Below are 21,487 nucleotides of genomic sequence, written 5' to 3'. Positions count from 1 at the left end.
GTCCACACGCCGCGCCCTTCATTCCCAACCGGAACAAGGCCGATCATGTCGCAAGAAATTCATACGCCAATCACGGCCGAGGAAATCGGTCACGAATTCGAAGGGCACGCGCCGACGGCGAACATCGCTGACTATGCCATCGAGGACTGGATCACACTGGTCGTCTTCTGGCTGATGACTGGCTGCGTCTTCCTGCAGTTTTTCACGCGTTACGTGCTGAACGACAGCTATGCCTGGACCGAGGAAATCGCGATCAACTGCCTGATCGGCGTCGTGTTCCTCGGTTCCGCCATGTGCGTGCGCATGTCGCGGCATATCCAGGTGGACGTGTTCTATCACTACATGCCGGCAGGGCTGGCGCGCGTGCTGGCAACCTTCGTCGATATCGTCCGCATCGGCTTCTTCGCCTATGGCTGCTATTTGATGTGGCGTTACGTCGACATCGTCGCGGACGAACAGATGGTCACCATCGACCTGCCGCGCAACATCGTCTTCTACTCCGTGCTTGTTGCCTTCGTGCTGATGCTGATCCGCGCGGTCATCGTCTTCATCGCCAATATGCGCCGCGGCTACTCCGTGCTGGAGCGGCCCGAAGAATTCCAGGCCGTAGAGGGGTGATCCGATGCTGCTGCTTCTTGGCTCGTTCCTGGTTCTGATGCTGGTCGGCGTGCCCGTCGCCATCTCGATGGCCGTCGCCTCCGTGCTCTATATCGTCCTTTACGGCGTGGCGCCCGATATCATCGTCGCCCAGCGCATGATCGCCGGCGTCGAAAGTTTTCCGCTGCTGGCCGTGCCCTTCTTCATCCTCGCCGGCAACCTTATGAATTCCGCCGGCGTCACCGGCCGCATCTATTCCTTCGCCGTCGCGCTGGTCGGCTGGATGAAGGGCGGGCTGGCGCAGGTCAACATCATCGGCTCCGTGATCTTCTCCGGAATGTCGGGCACTGCCCTTGCGGATGCCGCCGGCATCGGCACGATCGAAATCAAGGCGATGAAGGACCATGGTTATCCGGTCGAGGCGGCGGTCGGTGTCACGGCGGCCTCCGCCACGCTAGGACCCATCTTTCCGCCGTCTCTGCCTTTCGTCATCTACGGCATGATGGCGAATGTCTCGATCGGCGCGCTTTTCATGGCCGGTATCCTGCCCGGCATCGTGATGACGCTCCTGATGATGATCACCGTCGCCGCCTTTGCCTATCGCAGGCGCTGGGGTTCTGACGCCCCCTTCAATATACGCCAGCTCTTGTCTGCCGGCATGGAGATCGTCATCGTCCTCCTGGTACCTGTGGCGATCTATCTGATGATGCGGGCGGGTGTTTCGATGAACGCAGCGGCAGGCATCGCCCTTCTCGTGCTTCTGGCGCTCGACTGGTACTTCAGCTTCTCCGCCGTCATGGCGCTGATGACCCCGGTCATCCTGATCGGCGGCATGACCATGGGCTGGTTCACGCCGACGGAAGCCGCCGTCGCGGCCGTCCTCTGGTCGCTGTTCCTCGGCCTCGTGCGCTACCGTACGATGACGCTCTCGACGCTCGCCAAGGCAAGCTTCGACACGATCGAGACAACGGCATCCGTTCTGTTCATCGTTACCGCCGCATCTGTCTTTGCATGGCTGCTGACAGTGAGCCAGGCCGCGCAGCTGCTTTCGGATGCGATCCTGTCGATCACGGACAATAAATGGGTGTTCCTGATCCTGGTGAACCTTCTGATGCTCTTCGTCGGCTGCTTCTTGGATACGATCGCGGCGATCACCATCCTCGTGCCGATCCTTCTGCCGATTGTCGCCAAGTTCGGAATCGATCCGGTTCAGTTCGGCCTGATCATGACGCTGAACCTGATGATCGGCCTGCTTCACCCACCGCTCGGCATGGTGCTCTTCGTTCTGTCACGGGTCGCCAAACTCTCGGTCGAACGCACGACGATGGCGATTCTGCCCTGGCTGGTGCCGCTCTTCCTGGCGCTGATGCTGATCACCTTCATTCCCGCCGTATCGCTCTGGCTGCCGCAGCAGCTTGGACTGTTGAGATAGGAGAGATAGGATGCAGACGCGTCTGGCACGGCTTTACCAGAAGGGCGATCTCAGGGTCGAAACCGATACCGTTCCCGCCCCCGGGCCGGGTGAGGTGCTTCTGAAAATGGCGGCCGCAGGCATCTGCGGCTCCGACCTGCATTATTACCAGGATGGCGGCTTCGGGCCGGTCAGGGTGCGCGAGCCTATCATACCGGGCCACGAGGCCTCGGGGAGGGTGAGCCGGGCGGGCGAGGGGGTCGAACTCAAAGCGGGCACGCTGGTCGCGGTCAATCCGAGCCAGCCCTGCGGCCATTGCGAATATTGCGGCAAGGGGCTGCCGATCCACTGCCTCGACATGCGCTTCATGGGCAGCGCGATGCGCCTGCCGCATGAGCAGGGCATGTTCCGCGACTGGCTGGTGGTGCCGGCCGGCCAATGTTTCGAAATGGGAGCCGAGACGACAGCCGCCGAAGCCGCCTGCAGCGAGCCGCTCGCCGTCTGCCTGCATGCCGCATCGCGCGCCGGCGAGATACCGGGCAAACGCGTCCTCGTCACCGGCGCCGGCCCGATCGGCTGCCTGATGGTTGCCGCCGCCCGTCATTACGGCGCGGCCGAGATCGTGGTGACCGATCTGGCCGAGGCGGCGCTGGAGCGGGCGAAAGCGATGGGCGCCAGCCGCACGATCAACGTCTCCCGGGATGCGGCTGCGCTTGCCGAATTCGAGACGGGCAAGGGCTATTTCGATCTCGTCTTCGAATGCTCCGCCGCCGCACCCGCGATCCGGAGCGCAATCGCCGCCATCCGGCCGCGCGGCACGCTCGTGCAGGTCGGCGTCACGGGCGAGATCCCGGTGCCGCTCAACGCCATTGTCGGCAAGGAGCTGCATATCCACGGCACGCAGCGGTTCCACGAGGAGTTCGCCACGGCCACCAAGCTGATCGCGAGCCGCAAGATCGATGTCCGGCCGATCATCAGCCACAGCCTGCCGCTTGAACAGGCGAATGCGGCCTTCACACTCGCCGGCGATCGCACGGCCGCCTGTAAGGTGCAGCTTACGTTTTAGATGCCGCCGCGGCCCGGCCCTCGAAGGGGTTGCTCATCCCTTGCTCTGACCTGCGCGACCGTCTCCAAGCCGAGTGCGATACCGCACGGAAACAAAACCCGGGCTGTGTTGTTCAGGATGCCGCAGGAGCATTCCCTGCAAGGAAAAGTAGTTGCATGAGAGCAAGACAATGGACACAGCAACGCAATGGGCGCTCTTCCTCGGCATATTGACCTTAGCGAGCTGGTTGGTCGGGGGCCTCGCGGCTGTCATCGGGAACGTGGAGCTTGACCCTCACCGGCAAAAAGCGGCCGAATATCTGACGTTCGGTCTGAGCGCCACCGGGTTCATCTCCGCCATCGCGATGGCATTGATCCTGGTGATCCGATGACCGCGGTCACCCGCGTGGCCGCACGGCTAGCCTTCCCGCGATCATCGGGCGTCCTGTTCGGCCTGGGGCTCGGCGGTTTCTTTGATGGCATCATTTTCCACCAGCTTCTGCAATGGCATCACATGTTCAGCGGGTGGTATCCAGCTCCCTCATTCGAGAACCTTCAGTCCAACACCTTCTGGGATGGGGTCTTCCACTCCGCCACCTACCTGTTTTTCCTCGCAGGCCTGCTTATTCTTTGGCGCCACGCACGCCGCCCGCATTTCGGCTGGTCGACGAGGGAGTTGATCGGCACGATTCTGATCGGGTTCGGCCTGTTCAACCTTGTAGAGGGACTTGTCAGTCATCAACTGCTCGGCATCCATCACGTGAATGAAACGGTCGACCGTTCGTTGTGGATCTACTGGGATATCGGCTTTTTGGCCTGGGGCGCGATTATGTTGGCCGCAGGCTGGATGATTGTTCGGGAGAAAGAGCTCTGATCGAACTGGCTACCGCTACCCCTGGCGTCGGGCAGCGATCTGGCCGGCAGCTGACAGCCGACGAAAGACCGAGACCTGGTTGCGTCCGGCTTCCTTGGCGCGATAAAGCGCCATGTCGGCTTCGTGCTGGAGATTGGCCAACGAAACATCCTTGTCGAGAACCGACTTGAACGCCACGCCGACGCTCAGCGTCACTGAGGGGCCGACGCTAGAGGCTGGGTTCGGCAGGGCGGCGGCTTCCACGCTCTCGCGTATTCGCTTGGCAACCGCGACGGCCTCTTCTTCATCGACATCCGGAAGCACGATGAGAAATTCCTCGCCGCCATGTCGCGAGACGAGATCGCGATCGGCGCGCACACAGCTCTGGATGATGCCGGCGACCTTAACGAGGCAGCGATCTCCTTCGCTATGTCCAAGCCGATCGTTCAGCGCCTTGAAATGATCGATGTCGCACATCAGCATGGCTGCGACGACCCCGGTTTCACGGCCATCGCGCCACAGGCCCTCGAGGGTTTCCATCATCCAACGGCGGTTGGCAATTCCTGTCAGCGGATCGGTTCTGGCCAGCCGCTCCAATCGGGCGTTCGCGTCTGCAAGCTCCGCGACACGGCGCTGATCCCTGCAGTCCAGGAGAAATGTCTTCTGCGCCAGGATGTTCATCGTCCGCCTGGCGACCACCGTCGCGATGATCCCACAGGAAAAGAACAGGGTGGCGGCGATGACGCTGCCCGCTTCCAAAAGCGGGTTGTGCCATTGAAGGATGAAATAGAGACAAAGGGCATAACAGGCGATTGCGATCGTCAAGGCCAACGGCACGCTGAAGATAGTGATTGCGCTCGTCGCGACGAACAACATGATGCTTAAATGCCGCTCGTAATATTCACCGCCAGCAAAAACGCCGACGAGCGCGACCGAGAGGAGAATGAGGAACATTCCCACAAGCAGCGACGCCTGCTGAACGACGGCCGGGCGCGGCTTGCTCCAAACAACCGCGGTCAAAATCGCTGCCGGCGGCAAAAGGCAGGCGGGCGCGATCATCGAGAGGACGACCTCATGGGGAAGCAGGATGGCGTTCAGCGCCAGCGTCAGGACATCGACGAAGGCGACCCAGATCATCCAGGAGCGGATGACCTTCGACGTCTGTCGCCATAACCTTTCTTCGAACCGGCGGCGCAGCTCACCTTTCAGGCGAATATCGCGGGTGCGGCCTGATAAGAGACGTTCGACCTCATCGGCCATTGCGCCAGTGAGCGGCCATGGCGGCAAAGACCCGGCGGGAGAGTTTTCAGAGGAAGTGCTTTTGGCATCACTCATCTTCGACTTAACTAGCCGCGATGCGAAGCTCGGCAAGGCTTAAGCACAGGCATCGGGATTCGTATGTTGATATTTTGTAAACAAGATTCCTCGCGCGGTCTGGGCCAGATCGTCTCGATCATGCTACCAACCCTTTTCCGAGAGGGGACAGGATGAGACTCAAACTGGTTGCGGTTGCGGTCGCGGCGCTGGCGCCTGTGGTTGCGATGCTCTTCTACAACGAAGTCGCGCTTCGCCATCAGCGCAATGAGGAAGTGCGCACCTCCGCGGCACAGGCGGCGAGGCAAGCGTCCTCGGAAGTCGAACGGATCATTGAGGGGCTGCACGCCCTTCTCGTCTCCGTGTCCGCCATGCCTTCCGTCAGGCACCTCGACGTCCAGGTTTGCAACGACGCCCTGAAATCGGTCGCCGAAAGCATTCCGAACATCCGCACGATCTTCGTCGCCGGCATCGATGGGCGGCCTATCTGCGGAAGCATGGCTTTTCCCGAGGGCGTGGTCTTTTCCGATCGCGATTACTTCCGGCAGACCCTGGAAACCAAAGACTTCTCCGTCGGCACCTACACGCAGAGCCGCCTTTCCGACCGCCCAGTGCTGCCGCTTGCGATGCCTTTGATGGAAGGCGATACCATCAAGGCCGTCATCATCAGCGGAATCCGGCTGGACTGGCTGCAGAACCGCATCACCGAGCGTGGCGTTGCTCCCGGCAATGCCGTGACCATCGCCGACGGCAAGGGAACCATCGTCGCGCACGTTCCCTCTCCCGAACAGTTCGTCGGCACGGTGGTGCCCGAGGAATACCGACGGCTGATTCACGCCGAACAACCTGATGTGATCGAAATCACCGGTCAGGACGGAACAGCGCGCATCCTTGGTTATCGCCCGATAGCCTTGCCTTCCAACCCCCTCTATGTCAGCGCCGGCTTCTCGAAACCGGAAGCCTTCGCGCCGATCGACCGGGCGACGCTGATGAATACGCTCGCCATCATCGGCGGCGCGCTCTTCGCCTTCCTCGCCGCGATCTTCATCGGCAATCGCTTCATCCTGGCGCCGATCTCCAGGATCGCGGATGTGATGGAGAAGTGGCGCAGCGGCCAGACGACGGCGCGGACAGGCATGAAGGGACCGGACGAGCTGGGGCTCGTCGGCGCAACCTTCGACCGGCTGCTCGATGAACTCGAAGAGCGCAGACGCCAGAACCAGGAGGCGGAGGAAGAGCGGAGCCTTCTCGTCCGCGAGCTGGCGCATCGCGTCAAGAATGGCTTTACACTCGTGCAGGCGATAGCCCGGCAAACGTTCTCCCGCTCCGATCCGGAGAGATACAGTTCCTTCGCCGAGAGGCTCGCAGCCCTCGCCGGCACTTATGACCTCATTCTGTCTCGGGAGGGGTCGGCTTCGCCCGTCCGGGAAATCGTATCCGCAGCACTGCGGGCGCATGTCACCTCGCAAACCGAGCGCATTCGTCTCGACGGCCCGGACGTGGTTCTTCCCGCAGAAACCGCCCTGCCGCTCTCGCTCGTCATTCATGAGCTGGCGACCAATGCAACCAAGTATGGAAGCCTCGGCAGCGACAATGGAACAGTCACCATAGAGTGGAGGCACGATGATGGACGGGTCCGTCTCCTGTGGACCGAAGCGGGCGGACCGCCAGTCTCGACGCCAACGAAAAAAGGCTTCGGCTCCGTGCTCATAGAACGTGCCTTCCCGTCGAAGGCGCAAGCGCGATCCCACGCTGACTATCGGGCCGAAGGTCTCGTGTTCCAAGTTATATTTTCGATCGGGGAACCGGTTGCCAAAGGCGAAGTTGACCCACTGAGCCGGGACGTAAAGCATACGAGCCAGACATGAAAACGAAGGTAGTCGTAGTCGAGGACGAAGCTCTGCTGCTGATGATGGCGGTCGCGATCGTCGAGGAGGCAGGCTTTGAAGCGCTCGAGGCACACAATGCCGACGAGGCGCTCATGCTCTTCGAAAGAGTGCCGGGCATCCGGATCCTGTTTACCGACATCGACATGCCGGGGAGCATGGACGGTTTGATGCTGGCAAGGGCCGTCCGTGACCGTTGGCCGCCCGTGGAAATCATCATCGTCTCCGGCATGAAGCAGCCCAATGCGGGTGATTTGCCCGAGCGCGGCCTCTTCTTCTCCAAGCCTTATGATACCCGTCAGCTTTCCGACGCGCTCGTCAGGATGGCCGCGTAGGCTTCGTCCGCGGCAGAAGCTGCGCGTCGGAAATGACGGCTATGCATCCTTTTGGAATCTCGTGCGTTTTCCCTGCTCCAACAGCAGGAGACCACCATGTCCAAGCGCGAACTCATCGATACAGGCACAGACAAGCGCTACGTCCGCCGCGACGATAACGGCCGCTTCACCGAGTCAGCCGACGTCGGCCGCTCGTTGTCGGCAGACAAGCGGAAGCGCGCAAAAAATGATGCGAAGCCCGGAGAAGGCGACCGCGGCGACCATCGCGCCAAAAAGCACTGAAGGTGTGACCGAGCCGTCGCTCCCCCGAGAGCAGCGGCCCGGCCGCCTATCTTTCTGCCAGGGAGGGCCGCTGCAAATCGATCCGGCTGGTCACGACTGACTGCCCGGAAGCAGGGTCCTGGTCGACGGTCTGCAGTCGAAGCCTGTTCTGCCCGATTTTCTCGATCAGCAAAATGGCATCGCGATCCCCGTTGACCACCCGCGCCCAGGTCACACGCAGGTTAAGGGCGGCGCCTTTCCTGCTTCCTGCAAGCTTCGACGGCAGTCCTGATGGTCCGACATACTTACCGGTATAACCATTTCCGGCGGCCTTTACAGTCGCTGAGAAGGTTCTGGTGAAAACCGCAAGGCCGCGACACGTCCCGTTCATCGAGACGGCAGATGCACCCGCATCGGATCGGAGAGTGCAGGAGACCTTGAGGTTCGTGCCGCCTATCTTGGTGAGCACCATTCCGGTTCCGCTCCAGTCCCCGGCCAGAGATTGAAGAAATCCTGCCTCCGACGCTATTGCCTTAGCCGGCAAGCAGGAGAGCGAGAGCATAATGGCGATCAGAGCAGCGCGCATAAAATCCCCCCGGGTTGCGTGACGCTTTAACAGATGAGTAAGGCAGATTGTTCCCACCTCGGGCGCTCGTGCAGCCATTGCATCCGAGTGGCATCCTGCTTCCTGTTCATTCCCCCTGTCACTGCGATGGGGCGTCGATCCTCCGCAGCGTGAAAAAATAGCGACGGGCATCGCCGTCGACGCACATCATACCGGCCACCTCGTCGTCTCCCGTCCTGCGGAAGTAGTCGGCGATCGGCTGCCGGTCGTAGACCATCGCGGCAGTGGAAACACTCTCGAACGTCTGAAGCTTCAGCGACGCTGTCGTACCCCGCGCCCGCAATGCCTTCTGGAGATAGGAGAACCAGTTCCGCGCGACCCTGGTTCGGCCGAACGGTGCTGCCTTGATCGCCAGTCTGATTGGAAAGATCCCGGGTTCGATCGCCACGAGCCGATCCGACCGCCACTGGAACAGGAGGGCGTCCGCGCGCATATCCTCATGAAACCGCTTACCGAACCAGCCCAGATTCTCGAGAACGCCGTCGAGCGGGTGGTCCGATGGGATGCCCGCGCCTCGCCACAGGCCGATCATCTCGATCGGCCGGACAGGCGCCAGCGAAGAGAACCACTCCTTGACCTCTTTCTGCCGCTCCGTGCTTTTCATGCATTTTCCCTAGAGCAATTCCAGGAAAAGTGCGAAGCGGTTTTCCGTCCGGAACTGCAAAAAATACAAAAGGTCAGACAGGTTCTGCGCTTCGGTGAGAAACTGAACCGCTTTAGCCACGCCATCGAACCTCTCGCCTCGGCGAAAGAAAAGGCCGACACCGCGTCGGCCTTGAGCACTTGTTCCCGCTCGAGGGCATCACCTGCCAGTCGTCTGCCTACAGCGATTTCTTGTACAGCTTTTGGGCGATCTCGAACATCTCTTCCGGCGCGTAGTCGGGCGTGAAGGCGGAGGGAACACCGACAAGCTGGTGGATCTTACCGCCTTCCGGCATGCCCTCGACGACTTCGAGCTCGCCCGGCGGATCGTCCGGCAGCGCGACTTCGTCATTGCTCCAGATGCCGGCGATTTCCTTGTAGTCGTTCGGGCTCCAGGTGTAGAGGCGGCGATGCGATCCTTCGTCGAGGTATTTCTGCGCCTCCGGAATGTTGGCGAGCGGGATGTTGGGGCAGGGGAGAAACTTCTCGATCTCGACGCCGGTGATCTTCTTCAACGCAAGCGCATAGGCATGCGCATGCACTGAGCCACGGACAAGCAAATAGCCGCAGACTTCGCGCCCGGTCGGGTCCGTAACAGTTTCGTAGACCCTGAGCTTATGAAGCCTGGCGCCGCATTCGAGATGAAAGTTGTGCAGCAGGTCGAAGACGATGTTGCCGGTCGTGGTGATGAAGTCGTTGTTCCACGGGGCGCCGTTGCTATTGACCGGCATTGCGCCGCCGCCGCCCGACAGGAAGCTCGCGGCAAGGCGGATGTCCTTCATGTCCTCGAAGGGCGCGCCGGAAATGTCGCCGCCATCGCCTGCGTCGCCATCGGGCATGTCAGGGCCGTTGGCAAGCATGGCGACGCCGTTGCTGACAAGCTCGACATGGCCGAGCTCCTCGGCGGTAATACTGGCGACCAGGCTGTAGAACGGCCGGAGCTTCGATTTGGAGCGGAAGTTGAAACTCTGGAACATGTAGTTGCCGAGAGTCGACATCTCTCCGTATTTGCCGCCAAGCAGCTCCTGGAGGGCTGCGGCCGCATTTGGGTCTGCGGCCTTTGGCGCGGGCAATTCCGCCTGCAATTGATCGACGCGCATAAACATCAGGAAGTTCCTTTGGTTGAGAAAACACTGCCCAACCTCGCCGGGCGGCGTCGGTTCCCGCCCATTGGAAATGTTCCCGATGAGGCGGAATCACGGCCCTCGCTTCGTTGACAACAAGGACTCCAGCGATACGGGCCTGAGGCCCTGGGCATCGACCCCGACGTCGTACTGGCGGGGCAGGGGCTTCAGGCGACCATGGGAATGTCCGTGCAGATTGATCGACTTCTTGCCCATCTTGTTCCATGTGCGGAACGGATAGTGGCAAAGGATCAACAGATGATCGTCCAGCGTCATCTCGCTATAGTGCTGAACGCTCGCCCCCCCCGTCGCCTCTGTCGTCGTCGGAGGGTCATTATTGCCGATGATGAGGTGCTTTCGCCCGTTCAGCATCGAAAGGAGCTGGTCACAGTCCCCGCCGCGGAAAGACATGAAGTCGCCGAGATGCCAGATGTCGTCCTGCGGATCAACGATCTCGTTCCAGTTCCTGATCAGCGTCACGTCATGGGAAGTCATGTCGGGAAAGGGGCGTCGGTCGATGCGAAGGACGCGAGGATCTGCAAAGTGGGTATCGCCGGTGAAGTAGATCATTTGACAGAGATGGCGCAGCCCGCTCGGTTGGAAAGCGCTAGTGGCCAGGTGTCGGGATCGAAGCTTTCACGTCATCGAGAGACGGGCTTCGCACAATACGGTAGCGCGCTTCGATGAGATTGTAGACGCCGAAGGCTGCCAGTCCGATCGCAACGGCGATATAGAGGATCGAGCCGAAAGGCAGCTGCCTCACCCATTCAAGCGCGTCCGCCATGCTGCCCGCCTGTTGAGGGTCGACGCGAAAACCCGCATAGGCGAAAAAGAGTCCTGTGATCGCGAAGACAACGCCGCGTGCAACGAGGCCGTATATGCAGACGGTGGTCACTACGCCGCTGGCGTCGGCGAGCCTGAGATAGCGCCTGAATTTCTTGGTAATGCCCTTGGCTGCCGTCACGACCCCGCCGATGATGAAGCCGAGGCCGACGGCTACGGCAAGATAGGCGCCGAACGGCTGCGACATGATCCATTGGGCCAATCCCTTCTCACCCGATCCTTGGCTTCCGCCGCCGCTGAAGAGTGCGTGTCCCAGCGCGTATCCGGCAAGTCCGAGGTAGACCACGGCGCTGCCGAAGAGAACGGTGCGGATCGCGACGCCCTTGGTATCGCTGCCATGGCCGTCGCTGTCCGCCAAGGACTGCGCCAGTCGCCAGCCGACGAAACCAAGAAGTCCGATGCCGATAAGTCCGACCCAGACGCGGCCGAAGGGCTGTGCGAGAAGCGTCGCAAGTGCCGATTTCGTTTCCGGCTCACCCCCGGCGACGCCGGAGAAGAGGGCCAGGCCTGCCACAAGAAGGAACACGGCGCCGCGCGCCACATAGCCGCTCTTGGCAAGCAGGTCGAAACGAAATCCTTTGGGCATGATATTCTCCGCGCGTCTGTGTGGCTGTCACCTCTAACGCGCCACCGCGCGGAAAGTTGTCGTCTGGGGAAAGAGCATGATCATTGAGGGAATTGTCGATGCCGGTCCGTAGCGCCGGGCTTCTCATCTACCGCCTTCTCGAGACGAGGCTGGAGGTCCTGCTCGTCCATCCCGGCGGTCCCTTCTGGGCGAAGAAGGACGAGGGCGCCTGGTCGATCCCGAAAGGATTGATCGAAGCCGGTGAAGACGAACTGTCGGCAGCGATCCGGGAGGCGCAGGAGGAGCTCGGCGCCGAACTTCAAGGAACCTTCGCCCGGCTCGGAGAATATCGCCAACCCGGCGGAAAGGTGGTGGTCGTCTGGTCCGTGGAGGCGGACGCATCGCTTGATGTCGAGACGGTCCGGAGTTCAGAGTTTCAGATCGAATGGCCGCCGCGATCGGGCCGGATCCAAAGTTTTCCCGAGGTCGACCGCGCCGGATGGTTTGCTACTGCGGAGGCTGAGATCAAGATTCTCAAGGGCCAGCTCCCCATGCTTGCCGATCTGGTAAAACAGCTCGGTCGCGTCTAGGAACCGGGTCTCTGCCATCGTTCTCTTTCGACAGCAATAAAGGAACGGCCGGGCCAGCGCATTGGAGGCGAGCACGAGGCATTCCTCAATAGACTCCGGTGATCTCCGGAGTGAAGGCAATTACTTTTTCGGATATCTGACTTTCACCGCTGCTCGCAGCGAGCAGAAGCGCGGCGGCCACTTCACCCATCTGACGCCGTGGCGAGATCGAGGTTGCGATCCTGACGGGGAGGGCGCTGGCGACATCCAGCCCATTGAATCCGGCTATCAGGATTTCCGCAGGGCTGGGAATGCCGAGTTCCAGGCAGGCGAAGACGCCGCCCGTTGCCATGTCATCGTTGGAATAATAGATGCAATCGAGATCCCTGGTCGCCGCAAGCATCGACATCGATAGCCGCTTGCCGTGCGCCACCGAGGAGTAGGCGGCGTTGATCCGCTCGTCGACGAAAGAAAGGCCGCTCTCGCGCAGCACCTTCTCGAAGCCGGCCTTTCGCTTGCCGGCGCGCAGATCCCTGTCGGTCGCGCTGCCGATATAGCCGAACCGCCGCCGGCCGGCCGCCAAAAGCGCTTTTGCCATCTCTTCTCCAGCCTTGCCGTGCGAAAGGCCGACGTTGAAATCAATCGGCGTGCCGTCGAGGTCCATCAGCTGGATGACCGGGATGGCTGCATTCTGCAGCATTCTGACTGTTTCTGCCGGCTGGTCGAGACCCGTCACAATGATGGCGGCAGGCCGCCAGGAGAGCATGTCGCGAATAATCTCGCGTTCTTTCGTCATATCGTAATCGGAGATGCCGAAGACCGCCTGCATGCCGGATCCTCGCAGCCCGGCCGAAATGCCCGCCAACATTTCGGGAAAGACGATGTTCGACATGCTGGGAACGACGACGGCGACGAGGTTCGTGCGCTGCGAAGACAGTGAGAGCGCAAGCCGGTTGCCGACATAGCTTAGCCGCTCGGCCTGCTCAAGCACTTTTTCGCGGGTCTCCTTGGAGACGTCGGCGGCGCCGCGAAGTGCGCGCGATGCCGTCATCTTGCTGACGCCGGCCGCAGCGGCAACTTCTTCCAGTGTGGATTTACGCATCGCACCGACCCCATCGTCGAATTGCCCCGCCACCGGGCAACGTCAGATTCATAGGCTCTTTTCTCAAAAAGGAAAACACTCACTACTTGACATACACGTCAAAAATAGGCGTTGTTACCGATACCGGTATCGATAACAGTGATCGGAAGCGGGGAGAGAAGCCATGCGGGAGATAGCGAAGGCAATGGTTATCGGATCGGGGTCGACGGGCTGAAGGGAAGGGCTTCGAAACAGCCGACAACTCATGTTCGATTACAATCACCTGCGGATCAGGAAAGGTGACTTGACCCGCCGGTTGCAAACCTATCTGAATTCGCTCTGGCATGTGCCGACCGGGCCGCTTCCCGAGCGCCCGGCTCGGGCCAAGGGTCCGCAAGGACAATGACGAGCAGCGCGATTTTGAGCGAGACGCCGGCCGACGGGAGGAAGAGCCGATATGCATGTGATGATTTTGGGCGCGGCCGGCATGATCGGCCGCAAGCTGGTCGAGAGGATCGCGCGCGAGCCGCTGGTTTTCGACCGGCCCGTCACTCGCCTGACGCTGGTGGACGCCTTTCAGCCGCCGGTGCCGGAAACGCTCCAGTCCGTCTCCACGGCGATGACGGTCGACCTCTCCGCGGTCGGCGCGGCCGACAAGCTCATCGAAAACCGGCCGGACCTGATCTTCCATCTCGCCGCAATCGTTTCCGGCGAGGCCGAGGCGGATTTCGACAAGGGTTACGCCGTCAATCTCGACGGCACGCGCGCGCTTTTCGACGCGATCCGCCAATTCGGCCTGAAGAGCGCCTATGTACCGCGCGTCGTCTTCGCCTCCTCGATCGCTGTCTTCGGCACGCCGTTCCCGGAGGTCATTCCGGACGAGTTCTTCACAACGCCGCTGACGAGCTACGGCACCCAGAAGGCGGTCGCCGAACTGCTGCTTGCCGATTATTCCCGTCGCGGCATCTTCGACGGCATCGGCATCCGGCTGCCGACGATCTGCGTACGCCCCGGCGCACCGAACAAGGCGGCCTCGGGTTTCTTTTCCAATATCCTGCGCGAGCCGCTGGTCGGCAAGGAGGCCATACTGCCAGTCAGCGACAGCGTGCGGCACTGGTTTGCAAGTCCGCGCGCGGCCGTCGGCTTCTTCGTCCATGCCGCGACGATCGATACGGCGAGGATCGGCGCGCGGCGCAACCTCACCATGCCGGGGCTCTCGGCGCTGGTCTCCGAAGAGATTGAAGCCTTGCGCCGCGTTGCGGGCGACAAGGCGGTCGCCCTCATCAAAAGCGTGCCTGATCCGGTGATCGAGCGCATCGTCGCCGGCTGGCCGACCCAGTTTAATGCCGAGAGGGCCTCTTCCCTGGGCTTCAAGGCGGAGACAAGCTTCGACGAAATTCTGCAGGTGCATATCGAGGATGAACTCGGCGGGAGGATTGCGTGAGCTTATCGGCGAGCGGAGAACCAAGGATCGCGCTTGTTACCGGCGGTGGCACCGGCGTCGGGCGTGCCATATCAAAGGGACTCGGCGCTGCCGGCTACAGCGTCGTGATTTCAGGACGACGGGCCGATGTGCTTGAGAAGGCGGCGAATGAGCTAGGCAGAGAAACGGAGGCCGAGTTTTCCGCGGTTCCCGCCGATGTCGGCGACCCCGCTTCGGTGCGGGCTCTGTTCGATGCGATCTCGGAGAAATACGGGCGGCTCGACCTTTTGGTCAACAATGCCGGCGTCACCGTGCCGGGAGTGCCGCTCGAGGAGGTTTCCTTCGAGCAATGGGGTGCCATCGTCGCCGCCAATCTCACCGGCGCCTTCCTCTGCACGCAGCAGGCCTTCCGCCTGATGAAGAGCCAGAACCCGCGCGGCGGGCGCATCATCAACAACGGCTCCGTCTCGGCGACGACGCCGCGCCCCAATTCGGCGCCTTATACGGCAACCAAGCACGCCATAACCGGGCTGACGAAATCCACTGCCCTTGACGGGCGCGAATTCGACATCGCCTGCGGCCAGATCGATATCGGCAATGCCGCAAGTGACATGACGACGAGAATTGCCGCCGGCGTGCTGCAGGCGAACGGCAGCATCGCCGCGGAGGCGACGATCGACCCGGCCCATATCGCCGACGCGGTCGTCTACATGGCTGGCCTGCCGCTCAGCGCAAATGTGCTGACCATGACTGTCATGGCGACGAAAATGCCCTTCGTTGGACGGGGGTAAGGAGACAGGCAGCCGCCGGCGACATATATGCAGTGCTTATGATCTGGGAGGAGGGAGTATGGCAAACGTTCAATTCGAAGACGTCCGGAAATCATTCGGTGCGCATCCCGTCATCAAGGGGGTGGACATCGATATCGCCGACGGCGAATTCGTCATCCTCGTCGGCCCCTCGGGCTGCGGCAAGTCCACGCTTCTGAGGATGCTGGCCGGGCTCGAGAACATTTCCGGCGGCGAGATCAAGATCGGCGGACGCGTCGTCAATACGCTGCCGCCGAAGGATCGCGACATTGCCATGGTGTTCCAGAATTATGCGCTCTACCCGCATATGACGGTGGAGCAGAACATGGGCTTTTCGCTCATGCTCAACAAGGCGCCGAAGGCGGAAGCCGAAAAGCGGGTGAAATATGCCGCCGGCATCCTGGGCCTCGACAAGCTGCTCGATCGTTATCCACGTCAGCTTTCCGGCGGCCAGCGCCAGCGCGTCGCCATGGGCCGAGCCATCGTGCGCGACCCGGAAGTCTTCCTGTTCGATGAGCCGTTGTCCAACCTCGATGCGAAACTGCGCGTCGCCATGCGCGCGGAAATCAAGGAACTGCATCAGCGCCTGAAGACGACGACCGTCTACGTCACCCATGACCAGATAGAGGCGATGACGATGGCCGACAAGATCGTCGTCATGCATGACGGCATCGTCGAGCAGATCGGCACACCGCTCGAGCTTTACGACCGCCCCGCCAATCTCTTCGTCGGCGGCTTCATCGGCTCGCCGGCAATGAACATGATCCATGGCCGGCTCGATCCGGAAGATCCCAGCCAATTCGTCGCGGCCAACGGAACGCGGCTGCCTGTCTCCAGTCCGCCGGCGAGCGCTATCGGCCGCGATCTCGTCTACGGGCTGCGACCCGAATATATCTCGCTCGATCCCAACGGGCTGCCGGCCGAGATCGTGGTGATCGAGCCGACCGGCTATGAGACGCATCTGACTGTCCGCCTCGGCGGCAGCGATGTCAGCTGCGTCTTCCGCGAGCGTGTCGATGCCCGCCCGGGCGAAGCCATCCGTGTGGCTATCGACGCCAAGCATGTCCATCTCTTCGACGCCGAAGGCGGCAGGAGATTGACCGACTGAGGCTATCCGGCGGGACCAGGGGGAGGAGGAGTCTTCCATTCCGCCGGAGCGCAAGCATTCGAGGGGCGAGTTTCTCCACGGGGCGCAGCCTCCCTGGGGAGCTTGCGCCCCCGGGATGCCAGGCCGCCATTCACCAAGCGGGAGGTGGATGCCGGAGAATGCTCCCGCTGTTTCAATCAGGAGGAATCTCATGACGATCAAGAGACGTGAATTTCTTGCCGCATCGGCAGCCGTCGCCGGTGTCGCCGGCCTTGGCATCAAGCCATCCCTAGCGCAGGCCGAACCGACCTATACGCCGGAAAGCGGCGCGAGCCTGCGGCTGCTGCGCTGGACGCCTTTCGTGAAGGGCGACGAGGATGCCTGGATCGCCAATACCAAGAAGTTCACCGAAGCCACAGGCGTGGAAGTGCGCATCGACAAGGAGAGCTGGGAGGATATCCGCCCGAAGGCAGCCGTTGCGGCCAATGTCGGCTCGGGCCCCGACCTCATCATGTGCTGGTTCGACGATGCGCATCAATATCCTGACAAGCTGGTCGATCTCACCGAACTCGGCAACTATCTCGGCAACAAGTATGAGGGCTGGTACGACGGCCTCAAGGGATACGCTACACGCGACGACAAATTCATCGCCATGCCGCTGACGACGATCGGCAATGCCGTCGTCTATCGCGACAGCCACGTCAAGGCGGCCGGCTTCAACGAATTTCCGAATGATACCGCAGGCTTCCTCGAGCTATGCAAGGCCATGAAGGCGAAAGGGACGCCCGCCGGCTTCCCGCACGGCAAGGCAGTGGGCGACGGCAACAACTACGCCCATTGGCTGCTCTGGAGCCATGGCGGCAAAATGGTCGATGAAAGCGGCACGGTAACGATCAACAGCCCGGAAACGCTCGCCTCGATCAACTATGCCAAGGAGCTCTACGCGACCTTCATTCCGGGCACGGAAAGCTGGCAGGACGTCAACAACAACCGCGCCTTCCTCGCCGGCCAGGTATCGCTGATCGCAAATGGCGTCTCGGTCTATTACACGGCCAAGAACGATCCGAATCTCGCCGAGATCGCCAAGGACATGCGCACGACAAACTTCCCGATCGGACCGGTCGGCAAGAGCGTCGAGCTTTTCCAGACGAGCTCGCTGCTGCTCTTCAAGCACACCAAATATCCGGAAGCGGCCAAGGCATATATCAAGTTCATGATGGAAGCCGACCAGATGAACGCCTGGATCCAAGGCTCCAGCGCCTATTGCTGTCAGCCCCTCAAGGCCTTCGCCAAGAACCCGATCTGGACCGCCGATCCGGTCCATGCACCCTATGCGCGCGCATCGGAAAGGCTGCGTCCGAACGGCTATGCCGGCCCGCTCGGCTACGCCTCGGCGGGGACCATGGCCGATTATGTGCTGGTCGACATGTATGCCGCCGCCGTTACCGGCCAGAAGTCGCCCGAGGACGCAATGAAGGAAGCCGAACGCCGGGCGAACCGCTACTACCGCGTCTGATCCAGAGCCGAGACCTGCGGCATGCCGGGTTTGAGGCATGCCGCGAGCTCTTCAGGACTGAATGCAATCTGGAGACAAGCAATGTCGACCTTGAAATCCGGGGATACGCGCGGCCCGATCTCCTCGCTCATGCAGAACAACAACGTGCTCGGTTTCCTGTTCATGCTCCCGGCCGCGGTGTTCCTCGTCTGCTTTCTCACGTATCCATTGGGGCTCGGCGTCTGGCTAGGCTTCACCGATACCCGGATCGGCCGGGACGGCATCTTCATCGGCTTGGAGAACTACCAGTTCCTGGCCGATGACGCGGTCTTCTGGCTGTCGGTCTTCAACACCATCCTCTACACACTGATCGCCTCCGTGCTGAAATTCGCGCTCGGCCTCTGGCTGGCGCTGCTTCTGAACCAGCACCTTCCGTTCAAATCCTTCTTCCGGGCGATCGTCCTCCTGCCCTGGGTGGTGCCGACGGTGCTTTCGGCGCTGGCCTTCTGGTGGATCTACGATTCCCAATTCTCGATCGTCTCCTGGTCGCTGATGAAGCTCGGGCTGATCGACGCGCCGATCAACTTCCTCGGCGATCCCACCAACGCACGCATCGCCGTCATCGTCGCCAATGTCTGGCGCGGCATTCCCTTCGTGGCGATCTCGCTGCTCGCCGGCCTGCAGACCATCCCGGCCTCGCTGCAGGAGGCGGCATCGCTCGACGGCGCGACCAGTTGGCAGCGTTTCCGCTATGTGACTCTGCCGATGCTGACGCCGATCATCGCGGTCGTCATGACCTTCTCGGTGCTCTTCACCTTCACGGACTTCCAGCTGATCTACGTGCTGACCAAGGGCGGGCCGGTCAACGCCACGCATCTGATGGCGACCCTCTCCTTCCAGCGCGGCATTCCGGGCGGGCAGCTCGGCGAGGGGGCGGCCATCGCCGTCGCCATGGTGCCATTCCTGCTCGGCGCTATCATGTTCAGTTTCTTCGGTCTGCAGCGCCGCAAATGGCAGCAGGGCGGACAGGATTAAGGAGGAAGCCATGTCGACCAATCTGAAAACGGCCGATGAGGTCCTGACCGACAATGCCGAAGGCATGAGCTATCTGAACCGCCTGCCGCGGCGCGTGGTGATGCTCTACCTGCCGATGGCCGTCTTCGTCTTCGTGCTGCTCTTTCCCTTCTACTGGATGGCGATCACCGCCGTGAAGCCGAACGAGCAGCTGACGGATTACAGCAACTACAGCCCGTTCTGGGTGATCGGGCCGACCCTCGATCATATCAAATACCTGTTCCTCGAGACATCCTATCCCGGGTGGCTGTGGAATACGATGCTGGTCGCTGTGGGGTCGACGGCGCTGTCGCTGGTGGCCTCGGTCTTCGGCGCCTATGCGATCGAGCGTGTGCGCTTCACCGGCTCGCGCCAGATCGGCCTCGTCATCTTTCTCGCCTACCTCATTCCGCCGTCCATCCTCTTCATCCCACTCGCCTTCATCGTCTTCAAGCTCGGAATCTACGACTCGCGCCTGGCGCTGATCTTCACCTATCCGACTTTCCTCATTCCCTTCTGCACATGGCTGCTGATGGGCTATTTCCGCTCGATACCCTTCGAGCTCGAGGAAAGTGCGCTGGTGGATGGCGCCAACCGCTGGCAGATCCTGGTGAAGATCATCCTGCCGCTTGCGGTGCCGGGCCTTATCTCGGCCGGCATCTTCGCATTCACGCTGTCCTGGAATGAGTTCATCTACGCGCTGACATTCATTCAGTCCTCGGAGAATAAGACCATTCCCGTCGGTGTCCTGACAGAACTGGTTCGCGGCGACGTCTTCGAATGGGGGTCGCTGATGGCGGGCGCACTGTTCGGCTCACTGCCTGTGGTCATCCTCTATTCCTTCTTCGTCGACTATTACGTGTCTTCGATGACGGGCGCGGTGAAGGAGTAGCAATAACGTTTCGGCGGCGGGTGGTGAGGGTGTCATCCCCGCCCGCCGGAAGGATACCTCATCAACGCTATCGGACGAACTGCTTCACGAAATCGGCGCCGAGGCCGACCTTATGATAATGGGCGGCGCACATGTCGATCTTGGTGAAGACATCCTCGAAGCCGGTGTGATCGCCGTTTTCGTCGACATAGTACATACAGCCTGAAATGTTGAAGAAGGTGATCATCTCCTCGACATCGTCAGGCACGGTCAGCGTATGGGTTTCGCCCGGCGGTTCGAAGACGTAGGATCCTTCGGTGGCGATCCAATCATGCTCGAGGTAGCGCCAGCGGCCCTTGATGACATAGCCGTGGACTGGTCCGGGGTGCCGATGACGGCTGAGAATGCCCGCGCGCCGCACCCGCAGGAGATTGCACCACCCGCCCTGCAGCGTGTTCAGCATCAGCGGGCGGAACCAGACATCGGGGGCCTGGGGAACCCACATCCGTTCATCTTCGGGAACCGCCGCGACGACGATTTCGGGCGGCGACATAGGGTGGACAGATTGGTAGGCCATGGAACCTCTCTTTTTTAAGCTGCGGCATAGCCGCCATCGACTGGCAGGATGACGCCGGTCATGAAGCCGGCCGCTTCCGAGCACAGGAAGACGATCGGGCCGGCGACGTCTTCCGGTTTGCCCCAGCGGCGCATTGGGGTGCGCTGCAGGATGGGCTCTGCTCGGCTTGCGTCTTCGTAGAGGGGACGGGTCAGCTCTGTGGCGATCCAGCCGGGCGCCACGGCGTTGACCCTGATCTTGTCCGCCGCCCAGGCGACGGCCAGCGATTTGGTGAGCTGTGCGATGCCGCCTTTGCTGGCGGTGTAGGCAGGCACGGCAGGTCCGCCGAAGAAGGACAGCATGGAAGCGGTATTGACGATCGCGCCGCCCTCGCGCGCCAGCAGCGGCTTGGCCGCGACGCAAACTCGCATCGTGCCCGAGAGATTGACGTCGATGACCTCCGCGAAGGTGGCGGGATCGAATTCCGCGCCTCCGCGCCGGATGAGGCCGGCGCAGTTGACGACCCCATCGAGCCTGTCGAAGGAAGCGATCAGCCTCTCGACGGCGGCCTGATCGCGCACGTCGAGCACGACGCCGGCAAGTCCTTCCCTCTTCGGCATGGCATCGATTTCGGCGGCATCGATCCCGGTCGCCGTCACACGATAGCCTGCGTCCCGAAGCGCCAGGGCGGCCGCAAGACCGATGCCGCGACCGCCACCCGTCACCAGTGCATGTTTCATACGCCAACCTCTTTGCTCAGACATGCCAGAACCTCTTTTCTCACGGGAACAGGCGCTACCGCGCCATAGCCCCGCGTCGAAAGTGCCGCGGCTGCATTGGCATATCATGGGGCTCGCATCTCGATCCAAAAAAGTCCGCGCGGAGGATCGAGCCGCGTCACTGCCAATTTAGAACCATCTTGAGGGCGGCGTCGCAATCATTTTGCGTCCGACTGCGAAATCTTTATTGCAATTCATTCGCAATTGCAGAATATGGAAGACTGGAGTCATCTCTTTGCAGAGTCACGGGGAAGGCTCGAACCG

Annotated in this window: 24 protein-coding genes and 1 pseudogene; 15 read left to right on the top strand and 10 right to left on the bottom strand. The window is 61.4% G+C overall.

Annotation, left to right across the window (positions count from 1 at the left end):
• Positions 1-45 precede the first annotated feature (45 nt).
• From J2J98_RS21865 to J2J98_RS21845, 5 genes are all read left to right on the top strand, one after another.
• Positions 46-618, top strand: coding sequence for a TRAP transporter small permease (locus J2J98_RS21865; protein ID WP_064708370.1), 573 nt, complete (start codon positions 46-48; stop codon positions 616-618).
• Positions 619-622: 4 nt separating this feature from the next.
• Positions 623-2,029: a TRAP transporter large permease gene (locus J2J98_RS21860; RefSeq protein ID WP_064708369.1), complete on the top strand. Its 1,407-nt coding sequence runs from the start codon at positions 623-625 to the stop codon at positions 2,027-2,029.
• Between the two features lie 10 nt (positions 2,030-2,039).
• Positions 2,040-3,074 carry an L-idonate 5-dehydrogenase gene (locus tag J2J98_RS21855; protein WP_138394667.1) on the top strand — a complete coding sequence of 345 codons (1,035 nt, stop codon included), beginning with the start codon at positions 2,040-2,042 and terminating at the stop codon, positions 3,072-3,074.
• Between the two features lie 169 nt (positions 3,075-3,243).
• The gene (locus tag J2J98_RS21850; RefSeq protein WP_064708565.1) at positions 3,244-3,444 is read left to right on the top strand and encodes a hypothetical protein; all 201 of its coding nucleotides are present in this window, start codon (positions 3,244-3,246) and stop codon (positions 3,442-3,444) included.
• Positions 3,441-3,926 (top strand): DUF2243 domain-containing protein, encoded by a 486-nt coding sequence (locus tag J2J98_RS21845; RefSeq protein ID WP_207603442.1) that lies wholly within the window; start codon positions 3,441-3,443, stop codon positions 3,924-3,926. Before J2J98_RS21850 ends, J2J98_RS21845 begins: the two co-directional genes overlap by 4 nt.
• 15 nt (positions 3,927-3,941) lie before the next feature.
• On the opposite strand, the gene J2J98_RS21840 is transcribed toward J2J98_RS21845, so the two are convergent.
• Positions 3,942-5,240, bottom strand: a complete 1,299-nt coding sequence (locus tag J2J98_RS21840; protein ID WP_207603441.1) for a GGDEF domain-containing protein — start codon at positions 5,238-5,240, stop codon at positions 3,942-3,944.
• Between the two features lie 152 nt (positions 5,241-5,392).
• Between J2J98_RS21840 and J2J98_RS21835 the strand changes: the two genes are divergently transcribed.
• The 3 genes from J2J98_RS21835 (at position 5,393) to J2J98_RS21825 (ending at position 7,722) form a co-directional block, all read left to right on the top strand.
• Positions 5,393-7,087: a sensor histidine kinase gene (locus J2J98_RS21835; RefSeq protein WP_207603440.1), complete on the top strand. Its 1,695-nt coding sequence runs from the start codon at positions 5,393-5,395 to the stop codon at positions 7,085-7,087.
• The gene (locus J2J98_RS21830; RefSeq protein WP_138394671.1) at positions 7,084-7,440 is read left to right on the top strand and encodes a response regulator; all 357 of its coding nucleotides are present in this window, start codon (positions 7,084-7,086) and stop codon (positions 7,438-7,440) included. The genes J2J98_RS21835 and J2J98_RS21830 overlap by 4 nt, the downstream gene beginning before the upstream one ends.
• Positions 7,441-7,536: 96 nt before the next feature.
• Positions 7,537-7,722 (top strand): hypothetical protein, encoded by a 186-nt coding sequence (locus tag J2J98_RS21825; RefSeq protein ID WP_064708363.1) that lies wholly within the window; start codon positions 7,537-7,539, stop codon positions 7,720-7,722.
• Between the two features lie 46 nt (positions 7,723-7,768).
• Here J2J98_RS21825 and J2J98_RS21820 read toward each other — a convergent pair whose 3' ends face one another.
• The 5 genes from J2J98_RS21820 to J2J98_RS21800 form a co-directional block, all read right to left on the bottom strand.
• Positions 7,769-8,287, bottom strand: a complete 519-nt coding sequence (locus J2J98_RS21820; protein WP_207603509.1) for a hypothetical protein — start codon at positions 8,285-8,287, stop codon at positions 7,769-7,771.
• 118 nt (positions 8,288-8,405) lie between these two features.
• Positions 8,406-8,930: a GXWXG domain-containing protein gene (locus J2J98_RS21815; protein WP_138394674.1), complete on the bottom strand. Its 525-nt coding sequence runs from the start codon at positions 8,928-8,930 to the stop codon at positions 8,406-8,408.
• 217 nt (positions 8,931-9,147) lie between these two features.
• On the bottom strand, positions 9,148-10,074 hold the full coding sequence (locus J2J98_RS21810; RefSeq protein ID WP_064708360.1) for a manganese catalase family protein: 927 nt from the start codon (positions 10,072-10,074) through the stop codon (positions 9,148-9,150).
• A gap of 90 nt (positions 10,075-10,164) precedes the next feature.
• Positions 10,165-10,662, bottom strand: coding sequence for a metallophosphoesterase family protein (locus J2J98_RS21805; protein WP_207603439.1), 498 nt, complete (start codon positions 10,660-10,662; stop codon positions 10,165-10,167).
• 37 nt (positions 10,663-10,699) lie between these two features.
• Positions 10,700-11,521: a DUF1206 domain-containing protein gene (locus J2J98_RS21800; protein WP_207603438.1), complete on the bottom strand. Its 822-nt coding sequence runs from the start codon at positions 11,519-11,521 to the stop codon at positions 10,700-10,702.
• A gap of 98 nt (positions 11,522-11,619) precedes the next feature.
• Between J2J98_RS21800 and J2J98_RS21795 the strand changes: the two genes are divergently transcribed.
• Complete coding sequence (locus J2J98_RS21795) at positions 11,620-12,090, top strand: NUDIX hydrolase (RefSeq protein WP_207603437.1); 471 nt, start codon at positions 11,620-11,622, stop codon at positions 12,088-12,090.
• A gap of 85 nt (positions 12,091-12,175) precedes the next feature.
• On the opposite strand, the gene J2J98_RS21790 is transcribed toward J2J98_RS21795, so the two are convergent.
• Positions 12,176-13,171, bottom strand: a complete 996-nt coding sequence (locus J2J98_RS21790; RefSeq protein ID WP_082928112.1) for a LacI family DNA-binding transcriptional regulator — start codon at positions 13,169-13,171, stop codon at positions 12,176-12,178.
• A 436-nt stretch (positions 13,172-13,607) separates the two neighbouring features.
• Here J2J98_RS21790 and denD point away from each other — a divergent pair, with 436 nt between their 5' ends.
• The 6 genes from denD (at position 13,608) to J2J98_RS21760 (ending at position 19,909) form a co-directional block, all read left to right on the top strand.
• The gene (denD, locus tag J2J98_RS21785; protein WP_207603436.1) at positions 13,608-14,594 is read left to right on the top strand and encodes a D-erythronate dehydrogenase; all 987 of its coding nucleotides are present in this window, start codon (positions 13,608-13,610) and stop codon (positions 14,592-14,594) included.
• Positions 14,591-15,364, top strand: a complete 774-nt coding sequence (locus J2J98_RS21780) for an SDR family oxidoreductase (RefSeq protein WP_064712366.1) — start codon at positions 14,591-14,593, stop codon at positions 15,362-15,364. The genes denD and J2J98_RS21780 overlap by 4 nt, the downstream gene beginning before the upstream one ends.
• Positions 15,365-15,422: 58 nt before the next feature.
• Positions 15,423-16,490, top strand: coding sequence for an ABC transporter ATP-binding protein (locus tag J2J98_RS21775; protein ID WP_207603435.1), 1,068 nt, complete (start codon positions 15,423-15,425; stop codon positions 16,488-16,490).
• A 190-nt stretch (positions 16,491-16,680) separates the two neighbouring features.
• Complete coding sequence (locus J2J98_RS21770) at positions 16,681-17,985, top strand: ABC transporter substrate-binding protein (protein ID WP_207603434.1); 1,305 nt, start codon at positions 16,681-16,683, stop codon at positions 17,983-17,985.
• An 81-nt stretch (positions 17,986-18,066) separates the two neighbouring features.
• Positions 18,067-18,999, top strand: coding sequence for a carbohydrate ABC transporter permease (locus tag J2J98_RS21765; protein WP_064712368.1), 933 nt, complete (start codon positions 18,067-18,069; stop codon positions 18,997-18,999).
• 10 nt (positions 19,000-19,009) lie between these two features.
• A complete protein-coding gene (locus J2J98_RS21760) occupies positions 19,010-19,909 on the top strand; it encodes a carbohydrate ABC transporter permease (protein WP_064708351.1) in 900 nt (299 codons plus the stop codon).
• 67 nt (positions 19,910-19,976) lie between these two features.
• On the opposite strand, the gene J2J98_RS21755 is transcribed toward J2J98_RS21760, so the two are convergent.
• The 3 genes and pseudogenes from J2J98_RS21755 to J2J98_RS30435 all read right to left on the bottom strand — a co-directional run.
• Positions 19,977-20,465 (bottom strand): 2,4'-dihydroxyacetophenone dioxygenase family protein, encoded by a 489-nt coding sequence (locus J2J98_RS21755; RefSeq protein ID WP_207603433.1) that lies wholly within the window; start codon positions 20,463-20,465, stop codon positions 19,977-19,979.
• 14 nt (positions 20,466-20,479) lie between these two features.
• Complete coding sequence (locus J2J98_RS21750) at positions 20,480-21,184, bottom strand: SDR family NAD(P)-dependent oxidoreductase (RefSeq protein WP_138394686.1); 705 nt, start codon at positions 21,182-21,184, stop codon at positions 20,480-20,482.
• Positions 21,181-21,288: pseudogene (locus tag J2J98_RS30435) on the bottom strand (sugar kinase); the annotation flags it as partial. The gene J2J98_RS21750 and the pseudogene J2J98_RS30435, both read right to left, overlap by 4 nt.
• Between the last annotated feature and the right edge of the window lie 199 nt (positions 21,289-21,487).

The organism is Rhizobium bangladeshense (assembly GCF_017357245.1).
In the GTDB taxonomy this organism is placed as follows: Bacteria; Pseudomonadota; Alphaproteobacteria; order Rhizobiales; family Rhizobiaceae; genus Rhizobium; species Rhizobium bangladeshense.
This window is presented reverse-complemented; position numbering and strand designations above follow the sequence as displayed.

What these genes read in the sequence shown, in the direction of transcription:
- J2J98_RS21865 (WP_064708370.1), top strand. Translation starts at nt 46, where the DNA reads ATGTCGCAAGAAATTCATACGCCAATCACGGCCGAGGAAATCGGTCAC.
- J2J98_RS21860 (WP_064708369.1), top strand. Translation starts at nt 623, where the DNA reads ATGCTGCTGCTTCTTGGCTCGTTCCTGGTTCTGATGCTGGTCGGCGTG.
- J2J98_RS21855 (WP_138394667.1), top strand. Translation starts at nt 2,040, where the DNA reads ATGCAGACGCGTCTGGCACGGCTTTACCAGAAGGGCGATCTCAGGGTC.
- J2J98_RS21850 (WP_064708565.1), top strand. Translation starts at nt 3,244, where the DNA reads ATGGACACAGCAACGCAATGGGCGCTCTTCCTCGGCATATTGACCTTA.
- J2J98_RS21845 (WP_207603442.1), top strand. Translation starts at nt 3,441, where the DNA reads ATGACCGCGGTCACCCGCGTGGCCGCACGGCTAGCCTTCCCGCGATCA.
- J2J98_RS21840 (WP_207603441.1), bottom strand. Translation starts at nt 5,240, where the DNA reads ATGAGTGATGCCAAAAGCACTTCCTCTGAAAACTCTCCCGCCGGGTCT.
- J2J98_RS21835 (WP_207603440.1), top strand. Translation starts at nt 5,393, where the DNA reads ATGAGACTCAAACTGGTTGCGGTTGCGGTCGCGGCGCTGGCGCCTGTG.
- J2J98_RS21830 (WP_138394671.1), top strand. Translation starts at nt 7,084, where the DNA reads ATGAAAACGAAGGTAGTCGTAGTCGAGGACGAAGCTCTGCTGCTGATG.
- J2J98_RS21825 (WP_064708363.1), top strand. Translation starts at nt 7,537, where the DNA reads ATGTCCAAGCGCGAACTCATCGATACAGGCACAGACAAGCGCTACGTC.
- J2J98_RS21820 (WP_207603509.1), bottom strand. Translation starts at nt 8,287, where the DNA reads ATGCGCGCTGCTCTGATCGCCATTATGCTCTCGCTCTCCTGCTTGCCG.
- J2J98_RS21815 (WP_138394674.1), bottom strand. Translation starts at nt 8,930, where the DNA reads ATGAAAAGCACGGAGCGGCAGAAAGAGGTCAAGGAGTGGTTCTCTTCG.
- J2J98_RS21810 (WP_064708360.1), bottom strand. Translation starts at nt 10,074, where the DNA reads ATGTTTATGCGCGTCGATCAATTGCAGGCGGAATTGCCCGCGCCAAAG.
- J2J98_RS21805 (WP_207603439.1), bottom strand. Translation starts at nt 10,662, where the DNA reads ATGATCTACTTCACCGGCGATACCCACTTTGCAGATCCTCGCGTCCTT.
- J2J98_RS21800 (WP_207603438.1), bottom strand. Translation starts at nt 11,521, where the DNA reads ATGCCCAAAGGATTTCGTTTCGACCTGCTTGCCAAGAGCGGCTATGTG.
- J2J98_RS21795 (WP_207603437.1), top strand. Translation starts at nt 11,620, where the DNA reads ATGCCGGTCCGTAGCGCCGGGCTTCTCATCTACCGCCTTCTCGAGACG.
- J2J98_RS21790 (WP_082928112.1), bottom strand. Translation starts at nt 13,171, where the DNA reads ATGCGTAAATCCACACTGGAAGAAGTTGCCGCTGCGGCCGGCGTCAGC.
- denD (WP_207603436.1), top strand. Translation starts at nt 13,608, where the DNA reads ATGCATGTGATGATTTTGGGCGCGGCCGGCATGATCGGCCGCAAGCTG.
- J2J98_RS21775 (WP_207603435.1), top strand. Translation starts at nt 15,423, where the DNA reads ATGGCAAACGTTCAATTCGAAGACGTCCGGAAATCATTCGGTGCGCAT.
- J2J98_RS21770 (WP_207603434.1), top strand. Translation starts at nt 16,681, where the DNA reads ATGACGATCAAGAGACGTGAATTTCTTGCCGCATCGGCAGCCGTCGCC.
- J2J98_RS21765 (WP_064712368.1), top strand. Translation starts at nt 18,067, where the DNA reads ATGTCGACCTTGAAATCCGGGGATACGCGCGGCCCGATCTCCTCGCTC.
- J2J98_RS21760 (WP_064708351.1), top strand. Translation starts at nt 19,010, where the DNA reads ATGTCGACCAATCTGAAAACGGCCGATGAGGTCCTGACCGACAATGCC.
- J2J98_RS21755 (WP_207603433.1), bottom strand. Translation starts at nt 20,465, where the DNA reads ATGGCCTACCAATCTGTCCACCCTATGTCGCCGCCCGAAATCGTCGTC.
- J2J98_RS21750 (WP_138394686.1), bottom strand. Translation starts at nt 21,184, where the DNA reads ATGAAACATGCACTGGTGACGGGTGGCGGTCGCGGCATCGGTCTTGCG.